The organism is Nocardia amamiensis NBRC 102102 (assembly GCF_001612745.1).
Lineage (GTDB): Bacteria > Actinomycetota > Actinomycetes > Mycobacteriales > Mycobacteriaceae > Nocardia > Nocardia amamiensis.
Window position 1 is genome coordinate 1 of the sequence record NZ_BDBA01000174.1, and the last position, 13,294, is coordinate 13,294.

14 protein-coding genes are annotated in these 13,294 nt (G+C 69.0%); 3 read left to right on the plus strand and 11 right to left on the minus strand.

Annotated features, from left to right (window positions below):
* Together NA4_RS27780 and NA4_RS27785 are read right to left on the minus strand one after the other, a co-directional pair.
* A partial coding sequence (locus NA4_RS27780; protein ID WP_245671620.1) for a DUF1989 domain-containing protein occupies positions 1 to 286 on the minus strand: 286 nt, incomplete at its 3' end.
* A 345-nt stretch (positions 287 to 631) separates the two neighbouring features.
* Positions 632 to 2,167 carry an amino acid permease gene (locus NA4_RS27785; protein WP_067476400.1) on the minus strand — a complete coding sequence of 512 codons (1,536 nt, stop codon included), beginning with the start codon at positions 2,165 to 2,167 and terminating at the stop codon, positions 632 to 634.
* A 209-nt stretch (positions 2,168 to 2,376) separates the two neighbouring features.
* Here NA4_RS27785 and NA4_RS27790 point away from each other — a divergent pair, with 209 nt between their 5' ends.
* Complete coding sequence (locus tag NA4_RS27790) at positions 2,377 to 3,051, plus strand: TetR/AcrR family transcriptional regulator (RefSeq protein WP_067476422.1); 675 nt, start codon at positions 2,377 to 2,379, stop codon at positions 3,049 to 3,051.
* Here the strand turns inward: NA4_RS27790 and NA4_RS27795 are convergent, their stop codons facing one another.
* The 7 genes from NA4_RS27795 to NA4_RS27825 form a co-directional block, all read right to left on the minus strand.
* The gene (locus NA4_RS27795) at positions 3,052 to 4,452 is read right to left on the minus strand and encodes a TerD family protein (RefSeq protein WP_067476405.1); all 1,401 of its coding nucleotides are present in this window, start codon (positions 4,450 to 4,452) and stop codon (positions 3,052 to 3,054) included.
* A gap of 162 nt (positions 4,453 to 4,614) precedes the next feature.
* A complete protein-coding gene (locus NA4_RS27800) occupies positions 4,615 to 5,145 on the minus strand; it encodes a hypothetical protein (RefSeq protein ID WP_067476407.1) in 531 nt (176 codons plus the stop codon).
* A gap of 96 nt (positions 5,146 to 5,241) precedes the next feature.
* Positions 5,242 to 6,042, minus strand: coding sequence for a family 1 encapsulin nanocompartment shell protein (locus NA4_RS27805; RefSeq protein WP_067476409.1), 801 nt, complete (start codon positions 6,040 to 6,042; stop codon positions 5,242 to 5,244).
* The gene (locus NA4_RS27810) at positions 6,039 to 7,073 is read right to left on the minus strand and encodes a Dyp-type peroxidase (RefSeq protein WP_067476411.1); all 1,035 of its coding nucleotides are present in this window, start codon (positions 7,071 to 7,073) and stop codon (positions 6,039 to 6,041) included. Before NA4_RS27810 ends, NA4_RS27805 begins: the two co-directional genes overlap by 4 nt.
* A 59-nt stretch (positions 7,074 to 7,132) precedes the next feature.
* Positions 7,133 to 7,459 (minus strand): cupin domain-containing protein, encoded by a 327-nt coding sequence (locus tag NA4_RS27815; protein ID WP_040782960.1) that lies wholly within the window; start codon positions 7,457 to 7,459, stop codon positions 7,133 to 7,135.
* Positions 7,460 to 7,741: 282 nt separating this feature from the next.
* Positions 7,742 to 8,236 carry a dihydrofolate reductase gene (locus NA4_RS27820; RefSeq protein ID WP_067476424.1) on the minus strand — a complete coding sequence of 165 codons (495 nt, stop codon included), beginning with the start codon at positions 8,234 to 8,236 and terminating at the stop codon, positions 7,742 to 7,744.
* Positions 8,237 to 8,283: 47 nt separating this feature from the next.
* Complete coding sequence (locus NA4_RS27825; RefSeq protein ID WP_067476413.1) at positions 8,284 to 9,111, minus strand: thymidylate synthase; 828 nt, start codon at positions 9,109 to 9,111, stop codon at positions 8,284 to 8,286.
* Positions 9,112 to 9,148: 37 nt separating this feature from the next.
* Between NA4_RS27825 and cobF the strand changes: the two genes are divergently transcribed.
* Positions 9,149 to 9,892 (plus strand): precorrin-6A synthase (deacetylating), encoded by a 744-nt coding sequence (gene cobF / locus NA4_RS27830; RefSeq protein ID WP_067476416.1) that lies wholly within the window; start codon positions 9,149 to 9,151, stop codon positions 9,890 to 9,892.
* A 217-nt stretch (positions 9,893 to 10,109) separates the two neighbouring features.
* Complete coding sequence (locus tag NA4_RS27835; protein ID WP_067476426.1) at positions 10,110 to 10,979, plus strand: Fpg/Nei family DNA glycosylase; 870 nt, start codon at positions 10,110 to 10,112, stop codon at positions 10,977 to 10,979.
* Positions 10,980 to 10,990: 11 nt separating this feature from the next.
* Here NA4_RS27835 and NA4_RS27840 read toward each other — a convergent pair whose 3' ends face one another.
* Together NA4_RS27840 and NA4_RS27845 are read right to left on the minus strand one after the other, a co-directional pair.
* Positions 10,991 to 12,502, minus strand: coding sequence for a carboxylesterase/lipase family protein (locus tag NA4_RS27840; RefSeq protein ID WP_067476419.1), 1,512 nt, complete (start codon positions 12,500 to 12,502; stop codon positions 10,991 to 10,993).
* A gap of 13 nt (positions 12,503 to 12,515) precedes the next feature.
* A partial coding sequence (locus NA4_RS27845) for an oxidoreductase dimerization domain-containing protein (protein ID WP_169811135.1) occupies positions 12,516 to 13,294 on the minus strand: 779 nt, incomplete at its 5' end.

Consider the following 13,294-nt stretch of genomic DNA (forward strand, 5'->3'; position numbering starts at 1 on the left):
CCCGCCACGGCACCTTCATGGTGTCGGCGACGTTCAAGCGCTCCCACGGCGCGTCGGTGCGCACCAGCAGCAGGTGCGCGCAGGCCGCGCCCGCCGGGTCGGACAGGCGGACGCGAGTGCCGCGCCCGAGCGCGACGTTCGCGTAGCCGCCCGCAGGAATGCGCTGGGCAAAGGTGATTTTCGAGGCCGGAACCGTGGCGGGCAGGTCAGGGCCCGCGATGGTCGCCGCCGCGGCCTGCGATCGTGCGTGCGCCCGTGCGCCGGACGTGTTCGCGGTGCTTGTCACGGTTGGTTCTCTTTCGTTCGCAGGTTGTCGTGATTGCGTGGTCCAGTGGGGGCGGACGCGGAGTCGGTGGAAGCAACGTCCGGACACGTGCGACCCGGGACATGCAGTCCTGCGGTCCGGCGTGGGACCGGCGGATCTCGAGTGGTGCGGCATTCCCGGTCGCGTGGGGTGTGGCGGCGAGTGGCGGCGCGAGATGTTCGGTCCCGCCACGCACTCCGACGCCGAGCTGACGCCTATGTGGAGCTGTCGGATAGTCCGGTCACGACTGCCCGTAGTGCGGGTACGGGTTTCCTCTGGCCGGGTGCGGCGTTTGCCTGGCATCCTCATCACCGCACCCGGTGCTGGTCAGGCGGGTTGTGGCGCTGGTTCGAGGCTTTCGGCGCTGCGCCGTCCGCCGACTACCGAGCGATGCACCAGCACACCGACGCCGAGTACCAGCAGCACGAAGAGTGGTGCGGCCCAGAGCATCCACCAACCGCCCCCGTCCGGGGTGTAGACCTCCGCGCGTGGCCAAGCCAGGTTCACCACCATGGCGATGCCCCAGGCCACGGCGAGGGCGTTGATCGGAATGCCGAAGCGGCCCAGGCTGAACAGGCGCGATTCGGTGCCCGGGTCGGGCAGCCCGGTGTACCGCCGGATCAGCAGCGGCACCGTCACCAGCAGGTATGCCAGGTACAGCGTAACGATGCAGACGCTGGCCAGTGTCGTGAAAATGGCCGCGTTGCCGAGGTTGAGCAGCAGCAGGCCGATGCCGAGCGCGCCGATCACGACGGCGGGCAGCACGGGCGTGCCGTAGCGCGGGTGCACCGCGGCGAGCCGGTGTGCGAACGGCAGCTTCCCATCCCGCGCCATGGAGAACATCAGCCGCGAACCCGCGGTCTGAATCGCCAATGTGCACACGGTGACCGCCACAGCGACGCAGCCGAGCAACACCTTGCCCGCCGGACTGTCCAGCTTGGCGGTGAGTACATAGGCCAGGCCTTCGGAGGCCAGCGCGCCATCGGACAGGCTCGGCGCAGCCATCAGCGCACCGAGCAACATCAGTCCGCCGCCGAGCGCCGAGACCGACAGCGCGGTGAGAATGGTGCGCGGTGCGACGCGGCGCGGCCTCTTCGTCTCCTCGGAAAGCTCACCCGCGGAATCGAATCCGACCATCACATAGGCGGCCATCAACCCCGAGACCAAGAACGCGGACCAGTAGGGACCGGGCGCGGCCTGATCGGTGTGCAGCACAACGCCGGGCCCGCGCTCGGTGGTGGTGAAGAACAGCGCGATGATCGCGAGGACGCCGACGATCTCGACGGTGACGCCGATCGAGTTGATCCGTGCCATCAGGTCGATGCCGATCACGTTGATCACTGTGGTGAGGGCCAGCAGAATGCTGCCGAGGACCACGGCATTGGTCGCGCCGGATGGCGAGGTGAGCGCGGTGTCCGTGCCGATGAGCTGGAATCCGCTCCAGATCGAGGGCAACACCACCTGCAACGCGATCGCCGCCGCGGCGGCCGTGACGATCTGCGCGATGATCATCATCCAGCCCGCGAACCAGCCGACGAGCTCGCCGCCGAGCCGCCGGGACCACTGATAGATGCAGCCCGAAATCGGGTAGCGCGCGGCGAGTTCGGCGAAGTTCAGCGCCACCAGGAACTGTCCGGCGAACACGATCGGCCAGGTCCAGAAGAAGGCGGCCCCGCCGAACGAATAGCCGAAGCCGAAGAACTGGAAGATCGTGGTGAGGATGGAGACGAACGAGAAGCCCGCCGCGAACGAGGCGTAGCGGCCGAGCTTGCGGTGCAGGACGGGCTGATACCCGAATCCGGCGAGGTCGGCACTGTCGCCGCTGAGATCGGAGGAGGTTGTCGGAGCGAGGGTGGTGGCCATGGGCGGTCCTTCGGCGTGCGGCCAATAACTATCAGACGACAGTTTTGCGGTCGCGATCGCGCTTTCGGTGACCTCTGTGTATCGCTTCGGGGACGCGCGGTAACTTCTGCGTTGCCGGTATTTCTATCAAGTGACAGAAAATGCACCGCTTTGCGCGCACAAACCGACCGGACGGCTACCGCGCTGGCGCCGCCTGCCAGAATGGCGGCGTGACGAACCTCGGTCCCGGCCGTCCGCGCGTCGTCCAGCGACGGCGCCGTGGGCAGACGCCGCGTGCCGAAATCCTTGACGCCGCAGGCGAACTGTTCACCACCAACGGCTATGCCAATACCTCCACGCGGGCGGTCGCCGACGCCGTCGGCATCCGGCAGGCCTCGCTGTATCACCACTTCGCCGCCAAGGACGACATCCTCGACGCGTTGCTCGCCGAGACCATCGCGCTGCCGATCGAGCTGGCCGAACGGCTGCGCGAGGCGCCGGAGCCGGTGCAGGTGCGGCTGTACGCGCTTGCCCTGTTCGACGTGCGGCAGCTGTGCGCGTCGCGCTGGAATCTGGGTGCGCTGTACCTGCTGCCGGAACTGCGCACCGAGCGCTTCGCCGCGTTTCGCCTGCGCCGCGACGAATTGCGCGGGCACTACGAGACATTGGCCGCGCAGGTACTGGCCGAAGGCGGCGGCGCGAGCACGCCGGGCGCGGAGCTGCTGCCGTTCCGTTTGGTGGAGACCGTGATCAGCATCCGCTCCGACGAGGGCTCCGCACCCGCCTACGCGGAGCAGACGATCCCGGGGGCTGTGCTGCGCACGCTCGGCTGGTTCGGCGACCTCGACGCGATCAGTGCCGAGGCGACCGAGCTGCTCGACCGCTTGGCGCTGCCCGCCCGATGATCAGGACTTGCCTTCGCCTCGCACCCAGCTCAGGCCCCAACCGTAGACCTTGTCCACCTCGGTGACACCCCAGCGTGGGCGGTTCGGTGGCGGCGTGACGAAGCGGCCTTCGCGGCGCACCACCAGTTGCGTGCCGGTGTTCTCGATCAGCGCGAGCACCACGTCACGGGAGTTGTCCGGGCAGCCTTCCACGCTCACCTCGATCGGCGGGGTGCCGACGGGATACAGCGTCGCGGTCAACCGGGTGCCGCGAAGGTCGGCGGCGCCGTCGTAGAGGGTGGCGAAGATCAGGATTCGGCGGAATTCCGCTGTGTGATCGAGATCGACCTGAAGGTTTTCACCGGCGACCGCACCGGACCGGTCGTCGGCATCCAGCCGGATGAACGGCGCCTGGTCCAGCGCGCCGAAGTTTCCGACCGGACGGATATCGCCTTTGCGACCGTCGACCAGTTCCCAGAAGCAGCACAGGTCGATATCCAGCGCGGACGCACTCGAACCCATGGCCACGGCGGTCCAGCTCAGGTTGATCCGCATGATGCCGGATGCCGTGCCGCGTTCGTGTAGCGAGACCGAGGGGAAGTTCTCGGTCAGTGCGATCTTGCTCGTGCCGACCTGCTGCCCCGTGGGCGCGGCGTGCCCGGACTGCACCGACCATCCCGCCGGTGACGGGGTTGGGAACTGGCCCGGCGCCGGTGTTTGGTGGCCTGGCGGTGCGTACTGGTTTGGAATTCGGCCAGGTGGCGCAACTGGCTGGCCTGCGGGCATCGGATACTGGCTTGCCGGGGGTGCGTGATGCAGCGGCGCTGGAGGCGTTGGCGGCGGAGTGTATTCGTGCGGTGGCGCGGGAGGGGGTGACGGTGGCGTGGGTGCGTGCGATGGCGCGGGTGCGTCGTCCACGGCGATGCCGTAGTCGGCGGCCAGCCCGGCCAAACCGGAGGTGTAGCCCTGGCCGACCGCGCGAAACTTCCACCCGCCCTGGCGCCGGTAGAGCTCGCCGAGCACGATCGCGGTCTCGGTTGTCGCGCCGACATCGTAGAAACGCGCGACCTCCGCTCCGGTGCCCGAGTCGACGATCCGCAGGAACAGTTCGTCGAGCTGCCCGACGGACCCGTTGTCAGTGGACGCCACGATCACGATGGCGTCGATCTGCGGCTGCACTCGCCCCAGGTCCGCCGACAGCATGTCCACCAGCGTCGAACCCCCGCGTTTGCCCTCATGACGGACCGCGCCGGAGGGGTGGACGGGCTGGTTGTAGAAGACGAAATCGTTGTCGGCTCGCACCTTCCCGGACACCACGAGCAGTGCGGAGGCATCCACATCCGGCGCATCCGGCCCCGCTCGCCAGCCCACCTCGATCCGGACGGCGGACGCCGGCACCGGAACGTTGGCGCCCTTCAGCATCGACACGTCTGTCAACGTAACCGAAACCAGCGCATGGCGTCTCACATGCGGCGTGATCAATCCACACCCGACCGGCCCCGACCGCCGCCGGAACGCGCGGCTATGACCCGCTGGGTGGTGTTCGCTGCGATAACCTCCGCCGTGTGTCCGCGTCCGCGGACCTCAATGCGTCGGCGGCGCTATCTGCCAGTGCTCCTGCAACGCGCCCGCGATCTGCGGAAGCACGGTCACCGGAATCCGCTTGCGCCGCAGGATTGCCCGGATCTCCGTGACCTGATCGCGTTTGCGCATGTCGTAGGCGCCCGCGACCGGGCGGACCACCGGCGGTATGGACAGCAGGACCAGCTCGCCGTGCGGTTCGTCGCCGCCGGACAGGTCCAAGGCCAGCGACCAGCGGGCGCGTTCGTCGAGGGTGAAGCGACCGGCCACCACCCGATCCCAGGAGATGCTGGAGACGGTCCACGGCGTGCGCCGGTAGATGGCCTGGTCGGTGAGCACGACCGCGTCCCTGGTGAACAGCGCGGTCAGCACCGCCACCCCGACGACCGCACCGGCCAGCAGTCCGGTGAACACCCGGTGCACGCCGAACGCGACTACGAACGAGCCGCAGATCGTCACGGTTGCCAGGATGCCGAGCACGCTGTACAGCGCCGCCCGCTGTGTCGGGACCACACCTGCCCGCACCGTTGTCATCTCATCTACCTGCCTATGGTGCATTTCCGGCACACGCTACCGCCCTGGGCGCCGGGCCACATCCGGTGATTCCCCACTTGTGGCCGCCCCAGCGCTTCACACGGTCAGCGCGACCGCCGCTTCCGCGGTGTACACCAGAAACGTCAGGCTCTGCTGGAAGTACAGCTGGACCGACGTGGCGTCGTGCGACAGGTAGCCGATGGACAGGTCCTGCCCGATGCGCAGATCGAAGTCGCCGCCGCGGGTGGTGAGCACGATCGCGCCGGTGATGGCGGGCGCCCAGATGATCTCGCCCTCCGGGATCAGTCGCTCGATGTGGGTGCGGATCGGATGGCCGTGATCGGAGGTCTCGCTGACCGCGGTGTACAGGTCGGCGCTGAGCAGCACCGAGTACGGTCCGTCGACACCGGCCAGCCGCAATGCGCTCAGCGCCTGGGCGATGGCCTCCGGCACCTGCCGCGGGTCGCCGGGCACCGTGATCGCCTGGTTCGAGGAACTGGCCCGGATACCGATGATGTGCGCGGCCGGGTACCCCTCGAAGATCGCGCGGTCCTCGGCGAAGGCGATCTTTTTCGCGGCGTCCTTCACCGGGTCGAGATCGGTGTCCTTGGCACCGCGCTCGACGTTGTCGAGTTCCTCGCGGGAGAGGGTGAACGGGACCCGCAGTTCGACCAGCGGCAAGACCACCCGCCTGCGGGCGAGCACGCCTTCGGCGGGCGCCTCGATCGCGGTGGTGTGCCCGGTGCTCAACCCGGAGTAGTCGGTGCCGTGCGGGCCGGACAGGTCGACGACGCGGCGTCCGGCGATGTGCCGTTTGAACGTGCGGGTCGCCTCCTGCTCGATGGCCGCCCATGCCTCGGAGGTGATCGGCGCGAGTTCGCGATGGAGGTTGTTCATGACCGAGTGCTCCTTTTCAACGTGCCGATGCCGAGTGAGCCTTCCCCCGCAAGCGTGACGGCAGCGGACGGACCGGCGCCGTCGAGGGACACCGCCGTCTCCCGCGGCGCGGGTGGCAGATCCTCGAGGAAATCGACGGTAGGGGCGAAGAACGAGGTGCCGGTGACCGCGACGGAGAAATCCAGGATGCGGTCGTAGGCGGCCTCGTCGGTGCCGAGGAACATGCGGGTGAGCATGCGTTCGATGACGCTCGGGGTGGCCGCGTAGGCGATGTAGTAGGTGCCGAACTCGCCGTCGCGCACGCTGCCGAACGGCATGTTGCCGCGCAGAATCTGCCGCTCGGTGCCGTCCGGATCGATCAGCGTGTTGACCGCGACGTGCGAGTCGGCGGGCTGGTCCTGCTCGGACAGTTCGAAGTCGTCCAGCTTGGTGCGGCCGATCACGCGCTCCTGTTCCTCGACCGACAGGGCCCGCCAGTCTGCCAGCGGATGCGTGTACTTCTGCACGGTCACGTAGCTGCCGCCAGCGAACTCCGGGTCCTCGTCGCCGACCAGCGCCGCGGCAGCCGCGGCGCGTCCTTCGGGGTTCTCGGTGCCGTCCACGAAGCCGAGCAGGTCGCGCTGCTCGAAGTAGCGGAAGCCGACGGTCTCGTCCACGATGGTCGCCGCGCCCGCGAGCCGGTCGGCAATGGCCATGGCCAGCTCGAAACAGGCGTCCTGCACCTCGGCCCTGAGGTGGAACAGCAGGTCACCCGGTGTCGCGGGCGCGGTGTGGCGCTCGCCGGCAAACCCGGGGAACTCGTGCAGCTCAGCGGGTTTCGGCCCGGCGAAGAGCCGGTCCCAGGCGGCGGAGCCGATCGACGTGACGCAGCTGAGACCCGCGCCGGGAAGGCGGAATCCCACCGAGCGGCGCAGGCCGTTGATGTCGGCGAGCAGATCGCGCACCGTCGCTTCGCCACCCTCGTCGATCGTGGCGACCAGGAAGATGGCGGCCGGTGTGAGCGGTTCGAGGATCGGCTGCGGCTCACCCATGATCGAACACACTAGTGCTCGACCGGCACCGCCGCCGGGCTGGCTCACACGCGTGGCGACTACTTGGCTACCGTCAAAAGGAACGCGACGTCGTCGACCGCCTTGACGCTGTGCCGCGCCTTGGGCACCACGATCAGGTCGCCCGCCGAGCCCTTCCATTCGTTGGCGCCGCTGATCAGCGTCAGCGTGCCGCTGAGCACCAGCAGGGTGGCCTCGCCGTAGTTGTCGTGCTCGGCCAGGCTCTGACCGGCCGTCAAGCCGACCACCGTTTGCCGCAGAGCATGCGTATGACCACCGTAGATCGTTTGTGAACTGCGTCCGCTCGTGGCGGTGGCAGCCAACTTCAGTTGTTGGCGCGCGACCGCAGTCAGCGATTTCTTGTCCATGGACCGCCTTTCGCAGATCACCACAGCCGATGCCGGGCTGGTGGCAACGGCTAGAGGCGCTCGGACGGACAAATGTCCGGCCGCCGCATATCGAGGAGTATGCCCGACACCGCCCCGGCGCGGGTCCGGTTTGACGGGCACCGTCGCCGTGCGGTGTGTTGCCCGGGCCGCTCCGTGCCTGCCACCGGCCATTTCCTCGCCCGGGTGGGCCTTGGGCCGGCGGTGCCAGTTGGCGGCTTTCGCAGATGGAGCTCGGCTGGGCGGGCTGGCTTTCTTCGCCGACTAGCCCGCGCGAGTGTAGTGCCGGATGCGGAAGCGCAGTCCCGTGGTCGAGGTGCGCCAGGGCTCCGGCTCGTCGGGTTGCCACTCCGGCCCGATCGGAGGTGCGTAGGCGTCGCCTTCGACCGCGGTGTCGATTTCCGTGACGCACAGTTCGGTCGCGAAATCCAGCGCGGCGCGATAGATCTCGCCGCCTCCGGCGACCCACACGGTTTCGCAGGCGCAGCGGGCCAGCGCCTCGGGCACCGACGCGACGCGTTCGGCGCCTTTTGCCGACCAGTCGGGCTGCCTGGTCACCACGATATTGCGGCGGCCGTCGAGCGGACGGAACCGGGGCGGCAGCGAATCCCAGGTCCGCCTGCCCATCACCACGGGATGACCCCAGGTGACCTGCTTGAAGTGCGCCATGTCCTCGGGTAAGCGCCAGGGGATGGTGTTGCGGTAGCCGATCACCCCGTCCAGCGTCTGCGCCCAGATCAGCCCGATCGTGCGGGTCACGACCGCCTCTCGCCCGCGTTCGGCGCGCTGTGTGGCAGGTTCACCGCTCACACGGCCACCGGGGCCTTGATGGCCGGGTGATGCTGGTAGCCGACCACTTCCACGTCCTCGTAGCGGTAGTCGAACAGCGTCGGCGCGGGGCGCAGCCGCAGCGTGGGGAACGGATAGGGGTCGCGGGTCAGCTGCTCGGTGACCTGGTCGAAGTGATTGTCGTAGATGTGACAGTCGCCGCCGGTCCAGATGAAATCACCGGGCGTGAGCTCGGTCTGCTGCGCGACCATGTGGGTGAGCAGCGCGTAGCCGGCGATATTGAACGGGACGCCGAGGAACAGGTCGGCGCTGCGCTGGTACAGCTGGCAGGACAGCCTGCCGTCGGCCACATAGAACTGGAAGAACGCGTGGCAGGGAGCCAGCGCCATCTTGTCCAGCTCGGCCACGTTCCACGCGGACACGATGATGCGCCGGGAATCCGGGTCGGTGCGCAGGGTCTGCAGCACCTGGGAGATCTGGTCGATGTGGGTGCCGTCCGGCGTCGGCCAGGACCGCCATTGCACGCCGTAGACCGGGCCGAGCTCGCCGTTGGCGTCGGCCCATTCGTCCCAGATGGAGACGCCGTGCTCGTGCAGCCAGCCGACGTTGGAGTCTCCGCGCAGGAACCACAGCAGCTCGTATACGATCGACTTCAGATGCACTTTCTTCGTGGTGACCAGCGGAAACCCGGCGGAGAGGTCGTAGCGCAGCTGATGACCGAAGACGCTGCGGGTTCCGGTCCCGGTCCGGTCGGCCTTTTGCGTGCCGGATGTGAGCACGAGCCGCAGCAGGTCCTCGTACTGGGTGTCGGGGGTGGAAGCCGGATCGAGCGGGTCAGGGGCCACGCCTGGCAACTCTAGTCCTCCTGGAAAGCTCGCCCGCATGCGCAAGCTCTACGTGATCGGCATCGGCGCCGGAGATCCCGACCAGGTCACCTTGCAGGCGGTCGAAGCGATGCGGCAGGTCGAGGTGTTCTTCGTGATCGGTAAGGGCGAGGCCAAGCGCGAGCTGGTCGACGTGCGGACCGCGATCCTGGACGCGCACCTCGACCGGCCGTACCGGATCGTGCCGATCGCCGACCCGCCGCGCGACCGCACCCCCGCCGACTACCTGGACGTCGTCGAGGATTGGCACGACCGCAGGTCGGCATTGCTGGAATCGGCCTTCGCCGAGGTCGACGGGGTCGGCGGCATCCTGGTCTGGGGTGACCCCTCGCTGTACGACAGCACGCTGCGGATGATCGAGCGGGTGCTCGCCCGCGGCGTGGCGCGCTTCGATTACGAGGTGATTCCCGGCATCACCAGCGCGCAGGCGCTGGCCGCACGTCATCGCATCGTGCTGCACGGAATCGGGGAACCGCTGCGCATCACCACCGGCCGCCGCCTGCGCGAGGAGGGGCTCTCCGCCGAGAACGCGCTGGTGATGTTGGATGGCGACTGCTCGTTCACCGCGATCACGGACGAGGACGTGCACATCTGGTGGGGCGCCTATCTCGGCATGCCGGACGAGACATTGATCGAGGGCCCGCTGCCCGCGGTGCGGGATGAGATCATCCGCCGCCGTGCCGAACTGCGCGACCGCAAGGGCTGGATCATGGACATCTATCTGCTGCGCCGCAACGGGTGAGGATCACAAACACACCTTTGCCGGCCACCAGGGTGAGTCAGCGCTCCGCGTAGGTACCGGACAGTGCTGAGCGCGCTGGGTGCCTACCCGGCTCACCTTCCGCAGCCGTGCACGCACCTCCGGTCCCAACTCAGTCGACCGGAAGTCGTTGCGTAGAAGCTCGGACTCCCTTCGATCAGCCGTCGGCTTGTCGGGGCGGCTGGGTACCCTGGACCCCGTGCCCGAGCTACCGGAAGTGGAGGCGTTGGCGCAGTTCTTGCGGGAACATGCCGTCGGCGCGGTGGTCGGGCGTGTCGACGTGGCCGCATTGAGCGCGGTCAAGACGTTCGAGCCGCCGGTGACGGCCCTGTCCGGACGGGACGTGACCGGGGCAGGGCGGTGGGGGAAGTTCCTCGGCATGGCATGCGACGGACTGTGGCTGATCACGCATCTGTCGCGGGGCGGGTGGCTGCGCTGGATCGACGAACCGAGCCCGACGCCGCCGAAGCCCGGCGGCAAGAGCCCCCTCGCGCTGCGGGTGCATTTCTTCACGCCGGAAGGGGCGACGCCCGCGTTCGATCTCACCGAGGCGGGCACGAAGAAGCGGCTCGCGGTGTATGTGGTGGAAGATCCCAAGGCGGTGCCCGGCATTGGGCGTCTCGGCCCCGACGCGCTGGAGGTCACCGAAGCGCAGTTCGCCGAGATCCTGCACGGCACCTCGCAGCGGATCAAGACCGCGCTCGTCGACCAGGCGTTGCTGGCCGGCGTCGGCAACGCCTACTCCGACGAGATCCTGCACGTCGCGCGGATCTCACCGTTCGCGAACACGAAGACCCTGCCCGCCGACAGGCTGGCCGAGTTGTACGCCGCGATGCGCGAGGTGCTCACCGACGCGGTGCGGCGGTCGGTCGGCCAGGACGCCGCCCGGCTCAAGGGCGAGAAGCGTTCCGGCATGCGGGTGCACGCGCGTACCGGCTTGCCCTGCCCGGTCTGCGGCGACACCGTCCGCGAGGTCTCCTACGCCGAGCGGTCCTTCCAGTACTGCGCCACCTGTCAGACCGGCGGCAAGGTGCTCGCCGACCGGCGGATGTCCCGGCTGCTGAAGTAGCGTCCGCAGGCTCAGGTCAGCGTCGGCACCCGGACGCCTTGCCAGGCGAGTCTTTTCGCCTGGTCGGGATCGTGTTCCACCCGCGTCGGGTAATCGATGATCAGCGTCGACCTGCGTGCCTCGGTGTAGGCGGGCCAGGAGGGCAGCGGAGCACCGGTGCGGGCGAAGGCGAGCCAGTTGTCCTGGAACTGCTGGGTGACCGCCCGCAGCCCGCGTCGACCGCCCGCGGCGGTCAGCGCTCGGCCGAAGGGGGAGTCGGCGGCGCCGAAGACCGGAATGAGGTCGGTGGCGTGCGTGGCGCCGAGCCCGGCCAGATGCAACGCGCGCGGGGCGAAGTCGTAGCGATAGGCGTAGGTCGGCGCGTGCCTGCTGTGGCCTTCCATGACGGTCAGCGAAGGACGCCAAAAGGTGAAATCGCCGCCCGCGCGTACCGCGGCCCTAGGCTGCGGGTAGCCGGGGTACGCTGCGGCGATCCGGGATTCGGCGCCTTCGCCGGAGCGGGCGAGCGCGGCGCGCAGCCGCCCGGGTGTGGTGGGCAGCTCATCGGCGAACCTGGCGAACAGCGTTCCTTCGTCCCGGTTCGTGCCGATGATCAAAGGCACCCGCTGGGCGGTGCCCGCGACGATCGCATCGACGGGAGACTGCGGCAGGAAGTCGCCGTCCACGACCGGACAGGCGGGGAAGACGCCTGGTTGTTCGCGCAGCAACTGGTTCAGAGTGCGATCGACCGCGCGGCGGATGTCGTTGGCGCTCGCGGTGCGCAATGCGGCGGCCGCGTTTTCGGGCGTGGCGCCCAGCGCCGCGACGCAGCGGCGGGCGAAGGCGCGAGCCTCCTCGGCGGTCACTGCCCAGTCGGCGGGCGGGCTCTGCGAAATGGCCCGGTGGAACAGCCCTTTCGCCGCGGGAGCGGCCATGAGTCCGAGCACGGCGTGCGCACCGGCCGACTCGCCGAAGATCGTCACATTGCCGGGATCGCCACCGAAAGCCGCGATATTGGTGCGCACCCACTCCAGCGCGGCGACCTGGTCGCGCAAGCCCAGGTTCGTGTCGAACGGCTGCCCCGGCGTGCCGAACTCGCTGAAATCGACATAGCCGAACGCGCCGAGCCGATAGTTCATCGACACCACGACCGCGTCGCCGCGCACCGCGAGCCGCGCACCGGAATACAGCGACAGCGCGGAGGTGCCGATCAGGTAGCCGCCACCGTGGATGAAGACCAGCACCGGTCGCGGACGCGTGGCCGGCGTCGCTGGCGCGGTGACATTCAGTGTCAGCGCGTCCTCGCTGGTCGGCTGGTAGGCGCGCGGTCCGATCCGCGCCCCGGAGCGATGCTGCATCGCGGCCGAGGTGAACTCGGTGGCCGACCGCACGCCGGACCACGGCTGCACCGGCTGCGGAGCGCGAAATCGCAAGTCCCCCACCGGAGGAGCAGCGTAGGGAATGGACCGCCAGCGGAATACGCGGCGGCCACGGTGACCGCGGACGACTCCATCGGCGGTCGCGATATCCGTTGATGCCACCATCCACCGATGGTAGCTACGCGCGCCGCGCCTCCAACAGGCGCAGCCAGAACTCGCTGACCGCGGGGAAAGCCGGCACCGCGTGCCAGAGACGGGACAGCGGCACCCCGCCGACCACCGCGATGGTGGCCGCATGCAGTTGCTCGCCGACGTCGGGACCGACGAAGGTGGCGCCGAGCAGAGTGTCGGTGGTCCTGTCGATCACCAGCTTCGCGTGCCCGGCGTAGTCGTCGCGGGAGAGCGCGGAACCGGCCACCGCGATGTCGAGTTCGACGGTATCGACCGCGTGGCCCGCGTGCAGGGCCGCGGCTTCGGTCAGGCCGACGGAGGCGACCTCCGGTGCGGTGAACACCACCTGCGGCACCTTGCCGTGGTCGGAGCTCGCGATGAACCGCGCGTCATCCAGCGGCTTGCCCTCGGCACGCGCCGCGATCACGTCACCGCACACCCGGCCCTGGTATTTGCCCATATGCGTGAGCAGCGCGCGGTGGTTGACGTCGCCGATCGCGTACAACCACCCGCCGTCGACACCGCGGACGGTGAGATGGTCGTCGACCGCCACATAACCGCCGGGCAGTCCGACCGCGGCCAAGCCCAGCCGCTCGGTGGCAGGCGCGCGTCCGGCCGCCACCACGAGTTCGTCCACTTCGAGGGTCGAATCGCCGTCCGGGCCGCGCAACCGCAGCGTGACCGGATCGCCGTGTATCCACCCTTCGCCGGTGTCCTTCGCCACCTGGCGCTCCACGGCGGTCGGCTCGGTGCCGAACCGCACCCGCGCGCCCGCCGCGGTCAGTG

What these genes read in the sequence shown, in the direction of transcription:
- NA4_RS27800 (WP_067476407.1), bottom strand. Translation starts at nt 5,145, where the DNA reads ATGACAACGGTGCGGGCAGGTGTGGTCCCGACACAGCGGGCGGCGCTG.
- NA4_RS27785 (WP_067476400.1), bottom strand. Translation starts at nt 2,167, where the DNA reads ATGGCCACCACCCTCGCTCCGACAACCTCCTCCGATCTCAGCGGCGAC.
- NA4_RS27815 (WP_040782960.1), bottom strand. Translation starts at nt 7,459, where the DNA reads ATGGACAAGAAATCGCTGACTGCGGTCGCGCGCCAACAACTGAAGTTG.
- NA4_RS27840 (WP_067476419.1), bottom strand. Translation starts at nt 12,502, where the DNA reads ATGGTGGCATCAACGGATATCGCGACCGCCGATGGAGTCGTCCGCGGT.
- NA4_RS27810 (WP_067476411.1), bottom strand. Translation starts at nt 7,073, where the DNA reads ATGGGTGAGCCGCAGCCGATCCTCGAACCGCTCACACCGGCCGCCATC.
- NA4_RS27795 (WP_067476405.1), bottom strand. Translation starts at nt 4,452, where the DNA reads ATGCTGAAGGGCGCCAACGTTCCGGTGCCGGCGTCCGCCGTCCGGATC.
- cobF (WP_067476416.1), top strand. Translation starts at nt 9,149, where the DNA reads ATGCGCAAGCTCTACGTGATCGGCATCGGCGCCGGAGATCCCGACCAG.
- NA4_RS27805 (WP_067476409.1), bottom strand. Translation starts at nt 6,042, where the DNA reads ATGAACAACCTCCATCGCGAACTCGCGCCGATCACCTCCGAGGCATGG.